The sequence below is a fragment of the Paraburkholderia acidiphila genome, from assembly GCF_009789655.1.
GTDB classification, from domain to species: domain Bacteria; phylum Pseudomonadota; class Gammaproteobacteria; order Burkholderiales; family Burkholderiaceae; genus Paraburkholderia; species Paraburkholderia acidiphila.
On record NZ_CP046911.1, the window covers coordinates 846,265 to 862,567 of the forward strand.

Here is a 16,303-nt window from a genome sequence, read left to right on the forward strand (position 1 = left end):
AGCAACTCCTTAAATACGCGTGTTTAGCGGTTCACGAGCCGCGCGGGCGTCAGCCAGACGGCGAGCGCGCCGATCACGAGCATGGCGGCCAGCACGTACATGCCGGACTGCGTGCTGTGCGTGAGATCCTTAAGATAGCCGATCATGTACGGGCTTGCGAAGCCCGCCAGATTGCCGATCGAATTGATGATCGCGATACCCGCAGCGGCCGTCGCGCCGGACATGAACGCCGTGGGCAGCGACCAGAAGAGCGGCGCGCAGGTCAGCACGCCCGCTGCCGCGATCGAGAGAAACACGATCGACACGGCCGTGTTGTTCGCGAACGAAGCCGCGACCGTGAAGCCGACCGCGCCCGCGAGCGCCGGCCCGATCAGATGCCAGCGACGCTCGCGGCGCTTGTCCGCGCTGTGGCCCATGATGTTCATCACGACGATGGCGACGAGAAACGGAATCGCGCTCAGCAGGCCGATTTCGAACGCGCCCGTCACGCCGGTCGACTTCACGAGCGTCGGCATCCAGAACGTGAGCCCGTACTGGCCCGTAACGAACGCGAAATAGATCAGCGACATCCACCACGTGCGCGGGTCGCGAAACACCGCGCCGAGCGAATGCGCCTTCGCCTCTTCCTGCGGTTGCGCGGCGATTTCGTCGGCGAGCAGTTGCTTTTCGCGCGACGTCAGCCATTTCGCGCTGGCAATGCCGTTGTCGAGATACAGGATCGTCGCGATACCGATGGCGATGGCGGGCACCGCTTCGATCAAGAACATCCATTGCCAGCCTGCGAAACCGTGATGGGAATCGAAGGTCTGCATGATCCAGCCGGACAACGGATTGCCGAAAATGCCCGAAACCGGAATCGCCGACATGAACACCGCGATGATCTTCGCACGGCGATGCGACGGGAACCAGTAGGTGAGGTACAGAATGACGCCCGGATAGAACCCGGCTTCGGCGAGACCGAGCAGGAAGCGTAGCACGTAGAACTGCGTTGGAGTCCGAACAAATACGAACACGGCGGAAAGCAAGCCCCACGTGATCATGATGCGCGCAATCCAGATGCGTGCGCCAAGCTTGTGCATCAGGATGTTGCTGGGCAGTTCGAAGAGAAAGTAGCCGACGAAGAACACACCCGCGCCGAGTCCGAACACGGTCTCGCTGAACGCGAGGTCCTGCGACATCTGCAGCTTCGCAAAGCCCACGTTGACGCGGTCCAGATACGCGACCACATAGCACAGCATCAAAAACGGCACGATGCGCCAGAACACCTTGCCATAGGTGCGTTCGATTTCGGCTGCGCCGGGTTGCCCTGCTGCTGCTGCGGCGGATGCAGGGCGAACGGATGCCGCCTGATAGCTTGTCATGCGTTGTCTCCTTCTGGGTGGCGCTGGTTTTGGGCCGCCCGCTTTGTGGCGGACAGCCCTCCGGCTTTCTGTCTAAGGTAGGTGATACGGAGCGTGCGCCTGGGTGCGCGGAAAGCTCGATGGGCTCGAACGCGCTACCAGCGCGCGCCGAACACCGTGCGCAACTCGTCTAGCGCGGTCTCGTCGAGCGGCGCGGGACGCGGGTTAGTCATCAGCCACAAGCGCGCCGTCTCTTCCAGCTCTTCGATCACGTACGAAGCCTGCGAAACGGACCGCTCCCAAACGACCGGCCCGAGCCGTTCGAGCAATACGCCGCGCACGCTTTCGGCCAGCGCGGCGATTTGTTGCGCGACTTGCGGATCGCCCGGACGCCGGTAGCGAATCAGCGGAATGTGGCCGACTTTCATCACGTAGTACGGTGTGATGGGCGGCAGCACGTCGGCGTCGCTCCAGACGCCCGCAAGCGTCAGCGCGACGAGATGCGTCGAATGCGTGTGCACGATGCCGCGCACTTCGCGGTTGCGCTCGTACACGCCGCGATGCAGTGCCAGCGTTTTCGACGGCTTGCCGCCGGAAACCGCGTTGCCATCGAGATCGACCTTCGCGATCTCGGCGGGATCGAGCCGGCCGAGGCAGGCATCGGTCGGCGTGATGAGCCAGCCGTCGTCGAGCCGCGCGCTGATATTGCCCGCGCTGCCGACCGTGTAGCCGCGCGCGTACAGGCTCGCGCCCGTGACGCAGATTTCTTCGCGGACCTTCGCTTCGCCGCTCGTGTGAATGGCGGCGGTCATTGCGCGCCCCCGTCGAGCTGACGCAGCGCTTTCGCGAAGAAGTCGACCGCGCCGAAGTTGCCGGACTTGAGCGCGAGCGCAAGCGGCTGCCCGCCGATCGAGGCGGTTGCGGGCACGCCCGGATCGATCTGCTTGCCGATGCGCAGCATGTCGACGTCGAGCGCTTGCACCACCGCGCCCGACGTTTCGCCACCGGCAACGACGAACTTGCACACGCCGAGATCGCGCAGACCCCGCGCAATCGATGCGAGCGTGCGTTCGACCAGCTCGCCCGCGTGTGCCACGCCGAGTTCGCGCTGTGTCGCCTTCACTTCGTCGGGCGACGCGGTTGCGTAGATCAGCACGGGCTGCGGCTGCGCTGCGCTCATGTGTTCGCGCGCAAAGGCCAGCGCGTGTTCGACGACAGGCTCGCCACGCGCCGCCGCGAGCGGATCGACGCGGAACGCGGGACGCGTTTCGCGCCAGGCGGCCACCTGGGCATTCGTCGCCTTCGACGCACTGCCCGCGAGTACCGCCGACGCGCCTTCGATATGCGGCAGCTCGCCTGCGTCGGCGGCATTGGCGAGCAAACCGGCGCGACGGAAATTCGCGGGCAAACCGAGCGCGACGCCCGAGCCGCCGGTGATCAGCGGCAAGTCCGCGCACGCTTCGCCGAGCGTGTAGAGATCGGCGTCCGAAACCGCATCGGCAATCGCCATACGCACGCCGTCGGCGCGCAACGCGTCGATCGATGCGCGCACTGCTTGCGCGCCTTGCGCCACTGCGTCGTAACGCACGAGGCCGACTTTCGAGCGCGTCTGCCGCTGCAGCACGCGCACGAGGTTTGCGTCCGTCATCGGCGTAAGCGGATGATGCTCCATGCCCGATTCGTTCAGCAGCACGTCGCCGACGAACAGATGCCCGCGATAAATCGTGCGGCCGTTTTCCGGAAACGCGGGGCAAGCGATCGTGAACGGCGCGCCGCCTTCGAGGGTCGAGAGCGCGTCGAGGAGCGCGTCGGCCACGGGGCCGATGTTGCCTTTATCCGTCGAATCGAAGGTCGAGCAGTACTTGAAGAAGAACTGGCGGCAGCCTTGCGCGCGCAGCCATCCGAGCGCAGCCAGCGACTGCGCCACGGCGTCGGCGGCGTCGATCGTGCGCGACTTCAGCGCGACCACGAGCGCGTCGGCTTCGATGCGCGTGTCGGTGCCGGGCACGCCAATCGTCTGAACGGTGCGCATGCCGCCGCGCACCAGCATGTTCGCGAGATCGGTCGCGCCCGTGAAATCGTCAGCGATGCAGCCGAGCAGCGGCTTGCTGGCGGAGGCCTTCATGTTCGTCATGTCGTGGCGCCCTTCCCGCTTATCGCTTCGCCGGCACGTCGATGCCGGGAAAAATCTTGATGACGGCGGAATCGTCCTCGCCGCCGTGACCCGCCGTCGAGGCCATCATGAACATCTGGTGCGCAGCCGCCGAGAGCGGCAGCGGAAACTTCGAGCGTCGCGCGGTATCGAGCACGAGGCCGAGATCCTTGACGAAAATGTCGACGGCGGACAGCGGCGTGTAGTCGCCGTTGAGAATATGTGGCACGCGGTTTTCGAACATCCACGAGTTGCCGGCGCTGTGCGTGATCACGTCGTAGAGCGCGTCGGGATCGACGCCTTCGCGCAGACCCAGCGCCATCGCCTCGGCAGCGGCGGCGATGTGCACGCCCGCGAGCAACTGGTTGATGATCTTCACCTTCGAGCCCGCGCCGTGCTGCTCGCCCAGCCGGTACACCTTGCCCGCCATCGCGGCGAGCACGTCTTCGCACGCGGCATAGGCGGCAGCGGGCCCGGACGTCATCATGGTCATTTCGCCCGAAGCAGCGCGCGCCGCGCCGCCCGACACGGGCGCATCGAGCATGTGCAGACCGGCCGCTTCGACGCGACGACCCAGGTCGACTGCGAAGTCCGGTGCAACCGTTGCGCACGCAATCACCACGTCGCCCGGCTCCATCGACTTGACCGCGCCCTGCTCGCCGAACAGCACCGTTTCCGTTTGCGCTGCATTCACGACGAGCGTCACGACCACATCGCACTGCGCGCCAAGCTCGGCGGGATTCGCGCAGGCCGTCCCGCCATCGGCTACGAACTGATCGAGCACTTCGCGCCGCACGTCGCACGCATGGACGTTGAAGCCGCCGCGCAGCAGCGAACGCGCGACACCCATGCCCATCGCGCCCAGACCGATCACTCCGACATTTCTCGACATAACCTTTCCTCTACGAACAGTGCAGACGCGCCGCGCATGGCGCGAGCGAATGCGTCTGCGAAATGTGTCTGCGAATTCAGCAGATCCCGGCTTCGGCCAAACGGCGCGCCGCGTTGTACATGTGGGTTTGCGCGGCGTTGCGCGCGGCCATCGGGTCGCCTGCGCGGATCGCCGCGGCGATTGCCGCGTGTTCGTCGCGCACCTGACGCGAGAAGTCTTCGCGCAACGCCTCGTTGCGGCGCGTGACGACCGTGCCCGCTTCGAGGTACTGATTGAGAAACGTCAGCGTCTTGAGGAAGTACGGATTGCCCGTCACGGTGGCAATCGCGCGGTGAAACGCGACGTCTTCCGCAACGCCGTCGCGGCCCTCGGCGACGGCTTCATCGATCCGCTTGAGCGCGGCGTCGATGACCATCATGTCGGCGTCGGTGCGGCGCATCGCGGCTTCCGCCGCGACTTCGGCTTCGATTGCCCGGCGCACCGCGAGAATCTGCAGCACCGAGCCGCCTTCCATCGCTTCCGCATAGTCGATGCGCAGCGGCCGGATCGCGCCATGCGCCGATACGTAGACGCCGCTGCCCTGGCGCGGCTCGACCACGCCTTCGTTCTTCAAACGCGAAATGGCCTCGCGGATCACCGTGCGGCTGACGCCGAACTCCTGAGCGAGTACGGCTTCCGTCGGCAGCTTGCCGCCGCGCGCGAACGTGCCCTTGTCGATCTGTGCGAGCAGCTGTTGCGCGACGGTGTCGCTCAGCGCCCTCGTGGGAATTTTCTCGAACATATCATCAGATTCACCATGTCATCGGGTCATCATACAAATTTTGAGGCATGAGAAGGCACCAGGGTGAACCCTTGATATGCTTGCCGGAGGCTGTTTCAAAGGGAGGCGGCCCGTTTCTCTAAAGGCGCCCCCTTCCACTTATTCGGGTAGCTCGTCCACTTCGATATCGAGCAGCGCCATGCTCATCGACTTGCCGTGCGCGTCGAGCGCCAGCGACCGCGTGACGCCTCCGCCGAGCGCATTGCCGAGCACAAAATTGAATGCGCCCAGAAGCGGCAGTTCGTAACGGACGACGTCCCCTTTAACCACGTCGGCGAGATGAGCCTTGACGCGCTCCGGCGTCAGGACGTCGCGCAGATGGGCGTAATGCTTCGCGTCATAGCAGATCACCGAAATGTTCAGCGTATTGCCTTTGTCGCCGGTGCGGCCATGAGCCAGTTCACGCAGTTTCATCGCTTGCCTCGACAAATTGAAAAGCCGGAATCGCCTGCTCGCGCGGCAGGAGCACGGATTGCAAGGCGAGCACCTCGCGAGTCGATTTGGTGACGCCCCCGCCGCCCGCCGGTCCGTTGGTGTAAAGCGTTTCGACCTCGTTGCCGATGCGTGCCGCTTCTTTTGCGTTGGCCGTGCGCCCCGCCACGCGAACACGCACCTCGTACGGCTCGCCGTGATGTGCCGCGAGGGCGTCGCCGTAGAGCGCGTTCACGCCGATCAGGTCGAAGCGCAGTTCGCGCGTGTCGACGCCCGTGATCGCCAGGCGCTCCCGTACGATGTCGAGCGCGAGCCGCGCACGCTCGACCGCGCCCGGCCCCCCATAGGAAATCTGCCCCTCTCCGATGTAGCCGTCGACATAGGCGACCGACACCTTCAGCGTGCCGGTGCGAGCGCTGCCACGTCCGCCTGTCACGCTCACGCGGTCTGGCGCCTCCTCCACGACACGAACCGCGGAAAAGTCCGCGACGACATCGGGCTGTAAATAGCGTTGTGGATCGTGAATCTCGTAGAGCAATTGCTCCTTGCATGTCGCCTCGGTCACGCGCCCGCCCGCATGCGGCACCTTCGTTACGACGACACTCCCATCGGCGCTCACTTCGCCGATAGGAAAGCCTAGCCGCGCGAGATTCGCCACATCCTTGATGCCGGGATCGGCGAAGTAGCCGCCCGTCACCTGCCCTGCGCATTCGAGCAAATGGCCGACGACCGTCGCTTGCCCGAGCGTGTTCCAGTCGTCCATACGCCAGCCGAACTCGTGAATGAGCGGCGCCGTGAACAACGACGGATCAGCAACGCGCCCAGTCAGCACGATATCCGCGCCCGCCGCGATCGCTTCGACAATCGGCGCCGCGCCGAGATACGCATTCGCCGAAACGATCCGGTCCGTGTAGTCGCCAACATCGTCGCCCGACTCTTCGAAGCGCAGTTGGGATTGCAGGACAACGTCGAGCACATCGTCGCCGGTGACGGCAGCAATTTTGAGTCCGGTCAGGCCGAGCTCCTGCGCGATCTGCGCGGTCTTGATCGCCGCCGCGCGCGGATTGGCGGCGCCCATGTTCGAAATGATGCGCACGCGATTTTTCACGGCGGCCGGCAGGACCGCGCGCATGCGCGCTTCGAGCAGCGGGTCGTAGCCGAGATCCGGATGATGACGACGCGTCTGCTGTGCGATCGCGACCGTGCGTTCCGCTAGGCATTCGAACACGAGATAGTCCAGCGCGCCGTGCTCCGCGAGTTCGACAGCGGGCTCGATACGGTCGCCCGAGTAGCCCGCGCCCGCGCCTATCCGTACGCGCTTTGATGATTCGGTCTGGTTCATGACGTCAACAACTCCTGATTACAGCGCAAACACGCCCAGCACGACGCACGCGATCGTCATGACGATCGACGCGCCGAACAGGAGCGGAAACGTGAACTTCTGATGGTCCGCGAGATCGATGCCACACAGGCCGACGACAAGAAACGTCGCGGGCGTGAGCGGGCTCACAGGAAAACCGGTGGTCATCTGGCCCAGCAGCGCGGCCTGCCCGATGTGCACCGCCGGCACGCCGAGCTGCGACGCCACTTCGGCGATAACGGGTAGCACGCCGAAATAAAACGAATCGGGGTCGAAGAGCATCGAGAGCGGCATCGACAGCACGCCAAGCGCAACCGGAATCTGCCCCGCAGACGCGGGCGGCACGAAGCCGACCGCCGCTTGCGCCATCGCCTTGAGCATGCCGCTGCCCTGCATGATGCCGGTGAACACGCCCGCTGCAAGCAGAATGCCCGCCATCATCAGCGCGGCGCGCGCGTGGGCGTCGATGCGCTTGCGCTGCATGTCGACGTTCGGGTAATTCACCATCAGCGCAATGCACAGGCCCACCATGAACATGATCGCGGGCGGAATCTTCTCGCCCATCACGACCATCGTGCCGAGCACGATGATCGTCAGCACGATGTTGAACCAGAAGTTCTTCGGGCGGCGCAGCGCCTGTTCCTCCGGCGTGAGTGCGCGTTTGGGCACCGGCACAGCGCCGCTCGCGGACGAATAGCCGAGGCGCTTTTCCTCGCGCCAACCGAGCCACCACGCCATGCTGAACACGAATACGAGGCCGATTGCCTGCACCGGAATCAGCGGATTGAAAAGCGCGGAAATCGGCAGATGCAGCGACGCCGAGGCGCGGATCATCGGCCCCGTCCATGGCAGGAAGTTGATGCCCGCCGCCATCGAAACGGCCGCCGCGAGCACGCGCTTGTCCATGTTCAGACGCTCGTACAGCGGCAGCATCGCGGGGATCGTGACGAGAAAGCACACGGCACCCGAGCCGTCCAGGTGTATGAGCAGCGCGAGCAGCGTCGTGCCCATCACGATACGCGTCGGCTTGGTGCCGACCGTGCGCAAAATGCGGTCGATGATCGGATCGAGCGTGCCCGCGTCCGTGATCGTGCCGAAATAGAGAATCGCGAACACGAACATGCCGACGACGGGCGCCAGGCTCTTCAAGCCGTCGATGACGAACTTGCTTGTTTGCAAGCCGAACCCGCCGATCAGCGACGCGGCGATCGGCACGATGATGAGCGCGACGAGCGGCGACATGCGTTTTGAAAGAATCGCGGCCAGCAGCACCACGATCGTGACGAGCCCCAGCAAAGGCAGCATGTTGTGTCTCCAGTCTTGTCTTTTAGTGCGGACCAGCGTAAGTTCGGCGCTGCAATAACACAATTGAAATGAATTGATCGCAGCAGTCACAGTTCGTTATGGATCTCAATCTCCGCGATATTCGAGCTTTCGTGACCGTGGCGCACGCGGGCAACTTCACGCGCGCGGCGGCCCGGCTGCATTTGTCGCAGCCGGCCCTGACCGTGCAGATTCGCCGTCTCGAAGAAACCGTGGGTGCGCGATTGTTCGATCGCAACAGCCGCAGCGTCGCGCTAACCCAAACGGGCCGCGAACTGCTGCCTATCCTGACGCGATCGCTCAATGATATGGAGCAGGCCCTGCGGGACGCGCGCGCGCTCGGCGACGGTTCGAGCGGCACGGTGCGCCTCGCTTGTCTGCCGACTTTCGCGGCCAGTGCGCTGCCCGAGCTCATTCAGGCGTTTCGCGCGCGCGTGCCGCAGGCGCGGTTTCAGGTTCGCGATGTCGTCGCAAGCGCCGTCAACGCGCTGGTGCGCAATGAAGAGGTCGATATCGGCCTGACGGGCGGCCACAGCGTCGACGCGACATTGGACATCCTGCAGACGGGCGAGGACCGGCTCGTGATCGTGTGTCCGAAAACCCACCCGCTCGCCCGCAAGCGTACGGTGACGGTCGACGACTTCGCCTCGATGCCGCTCGTGCTGACCGCGCCGGGAACCAGTGTGCGCGCGGTGGTGGACGCCGCGCTGTCGAACTCGCGTTGCACGCCCGATATCGCATGCGAGCCGATGTACATGATGACCGCCGTTGCGATGGTGCGCGGCGGCCTCGGGATTTCGGTGCTTCCGGAATCGGCGCGTGAAGTGCATGCCGAGCGTGGTCTCGTCACGCGGCCCATCGACGATCCGGCGTTCGTGCGCCCGATTGCGCTCGTCAAGAAGCGCGGCCGCACGCTGCCGCGCGTGACTGAGGATTTCGTCAACACGGTCGATCTTGGCGGCCAATCGCCGGACTGAACCGCCGCACGAGAGGAAACCCTGGATCAGGGGTTTCCGCCAATGGAGAAGCCGCAGAAAACCTGCGAAAACGCTACGATGAAAAAACATCACATTGCTGCTGCGCTGCTCCTCGCAGGCGCGCTCTCCACTGCTTCGGCCACCGAGGCACAATCCATTCCTCAAGTGTGCAGCGTGATGATTCACGCAACGGCCGTTTGCATGAAGGAAGCGGCCGACAAGGTGCAGGCCCTCAACCCGGCTGGGTCGAAAGACCTTGCGCGACCGGACTACACCAAAACGCTGCCCGAGATGCTGAGCAAACGCACTGACGCCGCAGACTACTGCACTTCCGCGGAGGCTACGAACACGCTCGTGAAGAGCATGCAGGATCTCGCCACGACGTACGGGGTCGACAAGCGCGAACTTCTCACGCCGGACTGCCTGACGGCGGCAAAGCCGCTCTTTAGCCAGGTGATCGCAAAGCATCCCGAACTCGCCAACCAACCCGCTAACTGAACGACCCGATAAAAGCGAGCCCCTAAGGATTAGGGGCTTTTTTTTCGACCGCAAGGCGCAGATCATCCGAATGACGGAAAAATCAATCTTGCTATTGTGATAACTATTCTTATCACAAGGCGTTCATTTAACCATAAAACTCAGGTGCAAAAAAACCGCCTCACCGAACGGCATCAGCCCTGCTAGACTGTAAATTCCCCCGAAAATCATGGAGGGAGACATGATGACCGTTTATGTGGTGAAGACTGGTGAACAGTACCTCTGCTGCGCAGAGGACGGCGACATTGGCATGGCACCGGAGATTGAAGGGGCCAAGTCCTTTTTCTCGTTTGAGGATGCGGAAAAGGCGGCGCACGAAAACGCCGACCCCGGATACCAGATCGTGACCGTCAGCGTGACGACACACTAACGAAGCGCGTTCGCCGCCTGGCGCCCGACGAAAACGGGCACTTGCGGCGAAAGCTGTTCTGCATCTACTTACGGGAACTTGCCGCCGTCGCGGCCAGGAAGTTCAGGATCATTTCGTTCACCTCGTCTGGCCGCTCCTGCTGTACCCAATGACCTGCTTTCGGAATGAGAGGCTTCTTCCAAAGGTTTGGAACATTGCTTTCCAGTGCGTCGTAGTCCTTCGCTGCCATCTTCACGACGCCGTCTAACTCCCCCGCGAGAAAAAGCGTCGGCTGCAGAATGCGGGCGCCGTCAAGGAAGCTGGTCAGCGCCCAGTTTCGATCGATATTTCGATACCAGTTGATGGGTCCGCGAAACCCGCTCCGCTCGAATTGACCTACGAGATATTGCAGATCCGCCTCGGTCAACCAGGCCGGAAGCGCCTCGGGTAACGCGAGGTTGTCCACGAGTCGGGTCGATTTGGGAAAGGTTGCAAAATTGGCCGATTGCCCGTTCGCGACCGCGTCTCCCGATGCCGTGTACAGAATGCCGAGCACCGAACGGCGGATATCTTCTTCGAGTTCGCGCTCGGCGCGTCCCGGCAACTGAAAATAGTCCTGATAGAAGTGGCACTCCTGCGTGATCTGCGCAAAGCGCACCGACGGACGCACCGGACGCCGAGGCATGTAAGGCACGCTCAGCAAGCCGAGAACCGGAAACAGGTCGGGACGCAGCAGCGCAGCGTAAGCCGCGACGGCAGCCCCCCAGTCATGTCCGATCAAAATCGCGCGATCTTCGCCGAGAGACTTGACGAGGCCAACCAGGTCACCGACCAGGTTCAGAACATCGTAAGCCTCGATGGACTCCGGGGCATCGGTGAGCCCGTATCCGCGCTGGTCCGGCGCAACCGCGCGATAACCTGCGGCGGCCAGCGCTTCTATCTGCCAGCGCCACACGTACCACGACTCTGGCCAGCCGTGGCACAGCAGCACGAGTGGGCCCGTGCCTCTTTCGACGTAGTGCATCCGGATACCGTTGACGTACGCGAACTTCGATTGCAGTCCGTTCATCATGGAGTCGACCTCGTCTCAAACGATGGGGAAACGCCCGGCGATCATTGTGAATGCAGCACCGCAATGCTTCAACCACACCCGTGGCTGCTCGCAAGGCCGCCGCGCGGACCGATCTGCTCACCGGAATCGTACTCGATGTGCTGTGCAGTGCCGCTCTCGCGCTGTGGGCGAATCTGCACCGGCCGATCGCGCTCGCGTGCCATGACGATCATTTCCTGCTCTCGTTTCGCAAGGATGTGTCGTTTCCCGGCAAGGTGCCGCTCAAGCAGATGCTCGCCGATATTCCGGACCGTGCGACGGTCATTGTCGACACCACACGCGCCGACTTCATCGATCACGACGTGCGCGAACTGCTCGAGCGCTTCGTTGCCGATGCGCCGCGAAGGTCGATCGCGGTGGAGATACGGCATGCCGCCGCCGTCCTCCCGCCGGCAACACGTTCCGGCGCTTGAGCCCGGGATTCAGCGTCGGTCAAGCTTGCGCGACGGACGAAGACCGAGCGCGAATCCGAGCGTCGCGAAGCTCAAGGCGGCAATGACGGCTGCCCCCAGATCCACGGCGACGCCCAGTCCGTGAAGCGTGGCGATCCGCCCGAGAATCGGCGCGAGTACGCCAACGGGCAGATAACCGAGGAGGTACAGCGCCGACAGGGTCGCGCCGCGTCGCGCGGCGGGTATTGCACCATTGATGAGTTCCAGGGCGCTCAGGAACAGCAGGCTGTACTCGGCACCCGTCATGGCGGTCGCGCACAGGAACAGAGCGATTGCGTGAAAGGCGGTTGCCACCGCAAGCAACCCCATGCCCGCGCCGGACGCCGCGGCACCGGAGAGCATTGCAGTCCGGGTCGGCAAAGACCTGGCCAGCAAGCTCACAACGCCAGACGTGATGGCAAAAACGGCGAGGATCGAGCCATTGACGAGCGTGTTCGGGGACCGGACGAGGTCGTGCGCGATCTGTCCGCCGAGCGACAGGATCATGACGCCGTGGGTATAGGCTGTCGTCATGGCAAACGCAGCGACCGTGAAGGCCTTGCGCGCGCTCCTGGGCACGGACGGCAGGCGCGGTGTCCAGCCGCCTGCCGCGCCGCTCTGCGCTGGCCGCGGCAGGAACCACGCGACGGAGAACAAGGCCGCGATCAGGAAAGCCAGCAGCCAGAAAACGAGGTGCAGGGGCGAGGGTGCGTATTGTGTCAGCGCCCCGGCTACGATGAGCGCCGCCGCAAAGCCAGTGGCCTGGGCCGCCGTGGCCGCCACGGACGCTCGACGGGGCGCACCGCCTTCGTTGAATTCGACCATCGCCGCCGTCGACGGTCCGGCGCTCAGACCCACACCGACACCCATGAATGCCCGGGCCACGAACAGCCAGGGCACACCGTGCGCCAGCGCAAGCGTTAGTGCGCCGAGGAACGATGCACCCAGACCGAGCAGCATCGTCGCCCGCAGGCCGATCCGGTCGGACAGGCCGCCGAACAGGATGAGCACGCTGACGACCACGATCGGGTAGATCGCGAAGAATTCGGCCGTGGTCGTCACGGTGAGGTGCCATTCGCTTGCGTAGAGCCGGTAAGTCATGGCTGGCGCGGCACTGGTCCAGAGGGTATGCGCCACCACGCCGGCCGAGACCCAGAAGCTGGCCCGGCGGTCGAGCGCGACGCGCGTGTATCGGCGGGTGCTCCCGCCATGCATCGCGGGGGCGGTTGGGCAGGCTGCATGACTCACGGCCGTCTCCTTGGGCGTCAGAGTTTCGAGCCGCCATCGACACGCAGCGTGTCGCCCGTCACCCAGCGCGCTGCGTCGGATGCGAGGAACAACGCCGCGCCTGCGATGTCGTCGGGTTGCGCCACGCGCTTGAGGGCCTGCATGCCGAGCGTATAGTCGCGCCCGACATCGGTCTTGGCGAAGTTCGACATATCGGTCTCGACAACGCCAGGCGCGACGGCGTTCACACGGATGCCGCGCTCGCCGAGCGATGTTGCGAAATGCTTGACCAGGGTGTCGATCGCGCCCTTGGTCGCGGCGTAGGCGGACAGGTTGCCCACCGCACTGTGGCCAGCGAGGGACGACAGCAGGACCACACTGCTGCCCTCGCCCAGGACAGGCAGCAGTTGCTGGACGAGGAAGTACGGTGCGCGTACGTTGACGGCGAACAGGCGGTCGAAGTCCTCGACCGTCGTCTCCGCGAGGGGCGAGGCCAGGGAGATGCCGGCATTCGCCACGAGAATGTCGAGACGCTCGCCGACCAGCGCGCGCACCTGACGCGCCAGTTCGTGCGGGCCGTTCGCCGTGCTCAGGTCTGCCGCGACCTTGTCGGCCGAGCCGCCCGATGCAAGGATCGACTGGACCACGGCGTTCGCAGCCTGTTCGTCGCGGCCAAAATGAACGAGCACGCGTGCGCCTTCCGCAGCCAGACTCAGGGCGATTGCACGGCCGATGCCGCGCGAAGCGCCCGTGACGAGGGCTGTCTTGCCATTAAGATTAGTACTCACAATGAATTCTCCTTGAATTACGTTGCGTAAATTCGGGTGTCACGCCCTACGACTCAGGAAAGGAATCGGGAAACGTCTGCCACGAAGCGCTCGGGATATTGATAGAGCGAGCCGTGATTGGCATCCGGATAAATGATCAACTGGGCATTCGGAATGTGCTGACGCAGGATCAGTGAATTGATCGTGTAGATGATCACGTCATTGTCGCCATTGACAACCAGGGTCGGCTGGCCGACTGCGGAAAGATAGCCGTATGGGTTGTCTTGCGGCTTGCCCCATTTGGCGAGTGCGGTGAGTTGGGCCGGCGCCACGGCTTCGTTGGCGGCCGGATCGCGGTTTTCCGTGCGAAGGCGAAAGCGCTCGAGAAACGCGCGCCCGGCGGCCTGGCTGGTTTCGGTGGGCGAGAAATGCACGCGCAGCCAGAGATGGTCCGGTTCGGCATAGGCCGCGCCGAAGATTTCCGCGGCTTCGGGCGTGAGCGAAGCCATGCCCTCTCCGCTGCGCGGGCCGGTGCCGACAAGGATCAGGCGCCGGACCAGATTGGGCTGCGCAATGGCGAGCGTCTGGGCAATCAGGCCGCCCATCGAGAAACCCAGTACGTCAACCTGCTCGAGGCCGAGGGCGCGGATGAACGCGGCAGCATTGGCAGCCATTTCCTCGATCGACTCGGGAACGCTGCCCGAGCTGCTCGAAATACCGGCGTTGTTGAACAGGATCACTTCGCGACCCGCGGCAAGGCCGTCGGTCACGGCGGGATCCCAGTGATCCATGGTGCCGGTGAAGTGGATGTTCATCACGAGCGGAACGCCCCCGGGAGTGCCGAAGCGGCGATAGGCGAAGCGGATGCCGTTTGCGTCGACGTACTGCGTCGGGGCGGTATGGTGGGTATGGCGGGTCATGATCGTCGTCCTTGCAGATGTGAGTTGACTGGTTAGCTTGCCGGTATGTCTGAAATGCATGGGGGTGCTGCTTTTTCGTGCGTCGGTGCCTGCCGATGTGCGTAATGTATGCGCCGACCGGCAACAGGAAAAAGACTTTGTAGGCAAGCGGCCATGCTTCGCAGATATGGGACGGGCATGGCGGCCGCTCGCGGGCGCGCCACGCGTCTTCGAAACAGGTGATATTGGGGACAATCCGCGCGGGCTGGCGTGCTGCCAACAGCCGTCGTCACAGTAAAAACTCACAAACCTCGTGTGGTGAAAACGTCAAAGCCCCGCCTGTATTTTTGAAATGTATTTTTTGAGGCCCATCATTGGGCAACGAACTTTGAATCAGTTATGCCGGTAAATGGGGGCATGTCATGGGCAGCGCGCTAGTTTGGGCAGCAATCCCGCACAACAGCGATGGGGTCGTGTTCCAGGTTCGCGTGATTCGCGGGCTGCAACGTTTTCATATCTCGCGCCGGGCGCTAGAGGAAGCTTTCGACCTGGCGCCTCGGGCCACGGATGCACGGCAGCTCGAACTTTTTTATCAGCACAAGACTCTCATCTTAAGTCGCGCCATGCAAAAACGTCCGATTGCGGGCGCTGACACCGCTGCACTTCAGACTGCGGATTTCACCACGCTCGAGCAAGCAGAACCCGGCGCAACAGCGTATGGGCTGGAAACGCAAAGCTATCTGGCTTGAAACCGAATGGAAACTGAAGGGCTGTCGGTGAGAACGTCGCACCGCCGGAGCCCGCATCATGGTCGCTCAGCTCAATCACACTATCGTCTGGTGCTCGAACCGGAGCATCTCAGCCGGATTCCTGGCCGAGATGCTGGGCCGGCCAGCGCCGACCCGCTTTGGCCACTTCGATGTCGTCGAGCTGGACAACGGCGTCTCGCTCGACTTCGCCGACGCCGGCGGTCGGATCCAGCCGCAGCACTACGCATTCCTCATCAGCGAAGCGGACTTCGATGCCGTCTTCGGCCGCATCAAGGATCGCGGCCTCGAGTATTCGGCCGATCCCATGGGCAGCCGGTCAGGCGAGATCAACCACAACGATGGCGGCCGCGGCGTCTACTTTCGAGATCCCGACGGCCACTCCCTCGAAGTGATCACCCGGCCTTATGGCAGCGGCAGTTGAGAGCGGTCAGGCGATCCCAGGCTGGCGGGTTGTTTTCAGCGGCAGGCTTAAGCCTGAGTGCCCCACAGATCGTCGATCGCGCGAATCGCCAGCAAATAGCCGTTCGCCCCTGCCCCGCAGATCACCGCCGTCGCCGCCACCGAGATCGACGAGTGACGATATTCTTCGGAACGCCGGTGGATGTTGGTGATATGCAATTCCACTACCGGCCTGCGGACGAGCTTGACTGCATCGAGCACCGAAATGCGGCCGAACGAAAAACCGGCCGGATTGATGATCAGCGCGGCGTCCTGCAGAAACGCCTCCTGGATCCAGTCGATCAGTTCGCTTTCACTGTTGGTCTGGCGGAATACACAATCGAATTTGAACGCGTCGGCCAGTGTCAGGCAACGCTTTTCGATATCCTTAAGAGTCGCCGTGCCATAAATGTGAGGCTCCCTTACGCCTAGCATGTTCAGATTGGAACCGTTGAGAATATAGAGTTTGCGATTCATG

18 protein-coding genes and 1 pseudogene are annotated in these 16,303 nt (G+C 63.5%); 6 read left to right on the forward strand and 13 right to left on the reverse strand.

All coding sequences use genetic code 11. From position 1 onward, the window contains the following. Positions 1 to 23: 23 nt before the first annotated feature. From FAZ97_RS28065 to FAZ97_RS28100, 8 genes are all read right to left on the reverse strand, one after another. Complete coding sequence (locus tag FAZ97_RS28065; protein WP_158761941.1) at positions 24 to 1,361, reverse strand: MFS transporter; 1,338 nt, start codon at positions 1,359 to 1,361, stop codon at positions 24 to 26. A gap of 134 nt (positions 1,362 to 1,495) precedes the next feature. Then, positions 1,496 to 2,152: a 3-oxo-tetronate 4-phosphate decarboxylase gene (gene otnC / locus FAZ97_RS28070; protein ID WP_158761943.1), complete on the reverse strand. Its 657-nt coding sequence runs from the start codon at positions 2,150 to 2,152 to the stop codon at positions 1,496 to 1,498. Continuing rightward, a complete protein-coding gene (gene otnK, locus FAZ97_RS28075) occupies positions 2,149 to 3,465 on the reverse strand; it encodes a 3-oxo-tetronate kinase (protein WP_158762454.1) in 1,317 nt (438 codons plus the stop codon). The genes otnC and otnK overlap by 4 nt, the downstream gene beginning before the upstream one ends. Before the next feature lie 28 nt (positions 3,466 to 3,493). Beyond that, positions 3,494 to 4,384, reverse strand: coding sequence for an L-threonate dehydrogenase (gene ltnD, locus FAZ97_RS28080; RefSeq protein WP_158761945.1), 891 nt, complete (start codon positions 4,382 to 4,384; stop codon positions 3,494 to 3,496). 76 nt (positions 4,385 to 4,460) lie between these two features. Then, positions 4,461 to 5,165: a FadR/GntR family transcriptional regulator gene (locus FAZ97_RS28085; protein WP_158761946.1), complete on the reverse strand. Its 705-nt coding sequence runs from the start codon at positions 5,163 to 5,165 to the stop codon at positions 4,461 to 4,463. 138 nt (positions 5,166 to 5,303) lie between these two features. Next, the gene (locus FAZ97_RS28090; protein WP_158761948.1) at positions 5,304 to 5,618 is read right to left on the reverse strand and encodes an AtuA-related protein; all 315 of its coding nucleotides are present in this window, start codon (positions 5,616 to 5,618) and stop codon (positions 5,304 to 5,306) included. After that, positions 5,605 to 6,978, reverse strand: a complete 1,374-nt coding sequence (locus tag FAZ97_RS28095; protein ID WP_158761950.1) for an acyclic terpene utilization AtuA family protein — start codon at positions 6,976 to 6,978, stop codon at positions 5,605 to 5,607. The genes FAZ97_RS28090 and FAZ97_RS28095 overlap by 14 nt, the downstream gene beginning before the upstream one ends. An 18-nt stretch (positions 6,979 to 6,996) precedes the next feature. Next, complete coding sequence (locus FAZ97_RS28100; RefSeq protein WP_158761952.1) at positions 6,997 to 8,301, reverse strand: CitMHS family transporter; 1,305 nt, start codon at positions 8,299 to 8,301, stop codon at positions 6,997 to 6,999. A gap of 98 nt (positions 8,302 to 8,399) precedes the next feature. On the opposite strand from FAZ97_RS28100, the gene FAZ97_RS28105 reads away from it, so the two are divergent. The 3 genes from FAZ97_RS28105 (at position 8,400) to FAZ97_RS28115 (ending at position 10,203) form a co-directional block, all read left to right on the forward strand. Further along, on the forward strand, positions 8,400 to 9,296 hold the full coding sequence (locus FAZ97_RS28105) for a LysR family transcriptional regulator (protein ID WP_158761954.1): 897 nt from the start codon (positions 8,400 to 8,402) through the stop codon (positions 9,294 to 9,296). Between the two features lie 78 nt (positions 9,297 to 9,374). Further along, positions 9,375 to 9,794 carry a hypothetical protein gene (locus FAZ97_RS28110; protein WP_158761955.1) on the forward strand — a complete coding sequence of 140 codons (420 nt, stop codon included), beginning with the start codon at positions 9,375 to 9,377 and terminating at the stop codon, positions 9,792 to 9,794. Positions 9,795 to 10,014: 220 nt separating this feature from the next. Beyond that, the gene (locus FAZ97_RS28115; RefSeq protein ID WP_158761957.1) at positions 10,015 to 10,203 is read left to right on the forward strand and encodes a hypothetical protein; all 189 of its coding nucleotides are present in this window, start codon (positions 10,015 to 10,017) and stop codon (positions 10,201 to 10,203) included. Positions 10,204 to 10,267: 64 nt separating this feature from the next. Here FAZ97_RS28115 and FAZ97_RS28120 read toward each other — a convergent pair whose 3' ends face one another. Beyond that, entirely contained in the window at positions 10,268 to 11,254 is a 987-nt protein-coding gene (locus tag FAZ97_RS28120) for an alpha/beta fold hydrolase (protein WP_199272175.1), read from the reverse strand. A gap of 107 nt (positions 11,255 to 11,361) precedes the next feature. Between FAZ97_RS28120 and FAZ97_RS28125 the strand changes: the two are divergent. Next, positions 11,362 to 11,706, forward strand: a pseudogene (locus FAZ97_RS28125) (SulP family inorganic anion transporter); the annotation flags it as partial. A gap of 9 nt (positions 11,707 to 11,715) precedes the next feature. On the opposite strand, the gene FAZ97_RS28130 reads toward FAZ97_RS28125, so the two are convergent. The 3 genes from FAZ97_RS28130 to FAZ97_RS28140 are packed head-to-tail and all read right to left on the reverse strand — an operon-like array spanning position 11,716 to position 14,638. After that, a complete protein-coding gene (locus FAZ97_RS28130) occupies positions 11,716 to 12,972 on the reverse strand; it encodes an MFS transporter (protein ID WP_158761958.1) in 1,257 nt (418 codons plus the stop codon). Positions 12,973 to 12,989: 17 nt separating this feature from the next. Further along, the gene (locus tag FAZ97_RS28135; protein ID WP_158761960.1) at positions 12,990 to 13,739 is read right to left on the reverse strand and encodes an SDR family NAD(P)-dependent oxidoreductase; all 750 of its coding nucleotides are present in this window, start codon (positions 13,737 to 13,739) and stop codon (positions 12,990 to 12,992) included. 53 nt (positions 13,740 to 13,792) lie between these two features. After that, entirely contained in the window at positions 13,793 to 14,638 is an 846-nt protein-coding gene (locus FAZ97_RS28140) for an alpha/beta fold hydrolase (RefSeq protein WP_158762456.1), read from the reverse strand. A 401-nt stretch (positions 14,639 to 15,039) separates the two neighbouring features. Between FAZ97_RS28140 and FAZ97_RS28145 the strand changes: the two genes are divergently transcribed. Then, a complete protein-coding gene (locus tag FAZ97_RS28145; RefSeq protein WP_158761962.1) occupies positions 15,040 to 15,366 on the forward strand; it encodes a hypothetical protein in 327 nt (108 codons plus the stop codon). A 58-nt stretch (positions 15,367 to 15,424) separates the two neighbouring features. Continuing rightward, complete coding sequence (locus FAZ97_RS28150; RefSeq protein ID WP_158761964.1) at positions 15,425 to 15,808, forward strand: VOC family protein; 384 nt, start codon at positions 15,425 to 15,427, stop codon at positions 15,806 to 15,808. Positions 15,809 to 15,855: 47 nt separating this feature from the next. Here FAZ97_RS28150 and FAZ97_RS28155 read toward each other — a convergent pair whose 3' ends face one another. After that, positions 15,856 to 16,302, reverse strand: a complete 447-nt coding sequence (locus FAZ97_RS28155; protein ID WP_158761966.1) for a type II 3-dehydroquinate dehydratase — start codon at positions 16,300 to 16,302, stop codon at positions 15,856 to 15,858. Position 16,303: the final 1 nt, after the last annotated feature.

Excerpts from the sequence above, each read along its gene's own strand:
- FAZ97_RS28065 (WP_158761941.1), bottom strand. The coding sequence starts at position 1,361 with ATGACAAGCTATCAGGCGGCATCCGTTCGCCCTGCATCCGCCGCAGCA.
- otnC (WP_158761943.1), bottom strand. The coding sequence starts at position 2,152 with ATGACCGCCGCCATTCACACGAGCGGCGAAGCGAAGGTCCGCGAAGAA.
- otnK (WP_158762454.1), bottom strand. The coding sequence starts at position 3,465 with ATGAAGGCCTCCGCCAGCAAGCCGCTGCTCGGCTGCATCGCTGACGAT.
- ltnD (WP_158761945.1), bottom strand. The coding sequence starts at position 4,384 with ATGTCGAGAAATGTCGGAGTGATCGGTCTGGGCGCGATGGGCATGGGT.
- FAZ97_RS28085 (WP_158761946.1), bottom strand. The coding sequence starts at position 5,165 with ATGTTCGAGAAAATTCCCACGAGGGCGCTGAGCGACACCGTCGCGCAA.
- FAZ97_RS28090 (WP_158761948.1), bottom strand. The coding sequence starts at position 5,618 with ATGAAACTGCGTGAACTGGCTCATGGCCGCACCGGCGACAAAGGCAAT.
- FAZ97_RS28095 (WP_158761950.1), bottom strand. The coding sequence starts at position 6,978 with ATGAACCAGACCGAATCATCAAAGCGCGTACGGATAGGCGCGGGCGCG.
- FAZ97_RS28100 (WP_158761952.1), bottom strand. The coding sequence starts at position 8,301 with ATGCTGCCTTTGCTGGGGCTCGTCACGATCGTGGTGCTGCTGGCCGCG.
- FAZ97_RS28105 (WP_158761954.1), top strand. The coding sequence starts at position 8,400 with ATGGATCTCAATCTCCGCGATATTCGAGCTTTCGTGACCGTGGCGCAC.
- FAZ97_RS28110 (WP_158761955.1), top strand. The coding sequence starts at position 9,375 with ATGAAAAAACATCACATTGCTGCTGCGCTGCTCCTCGCAGGCGCGCTC.
- FAZ97_RS28115 (WP_158761957.1), top strand. The coding sequence starts at position 10,015 with ATGATGACCGTTTATGTGGTGAAGACTGGTGAACAGTACCTCTGCTGC.
- FAZ97_RS28120 (WP_199272175.1), bottom strand. The coding sequence starts at position 11,254 with ATGATGAACGGACTGCAATCGAAGTTCGCGTACGTCAACGGTATCCGG.
- FAZ97_RS28140 (WP_158762456.1), bottom strand. The coding sequence starts at position 14,638 with ATGACCCGCCATACCCACCATACCGCCCCGACGCAGTACGTCGACGCA.
- FAZ97_RS28145 (WP_158761962.1), top strand. The coding sequence starts at position 15,040 with ATGGGCAGCGCGCTAGTTTGGGCAGCAATCCCGCACAACAGCGATGGG.
- FAZ97_RS28150 (WP_158761964.1), top strand. The coding sequence starts at position 15,425 with ATGGTCGCTCAGCTCAATCACACTATCGTCTGGTGCTCGAACCGGAGC.
- FAZ97_RS28155 (WP_158761966.1), bottom strand. The coding sequence starts at position 16,302 with ATGAATCGCAAACTCTATATTCTCAACGGTTCCAATCTGAACATGCTA.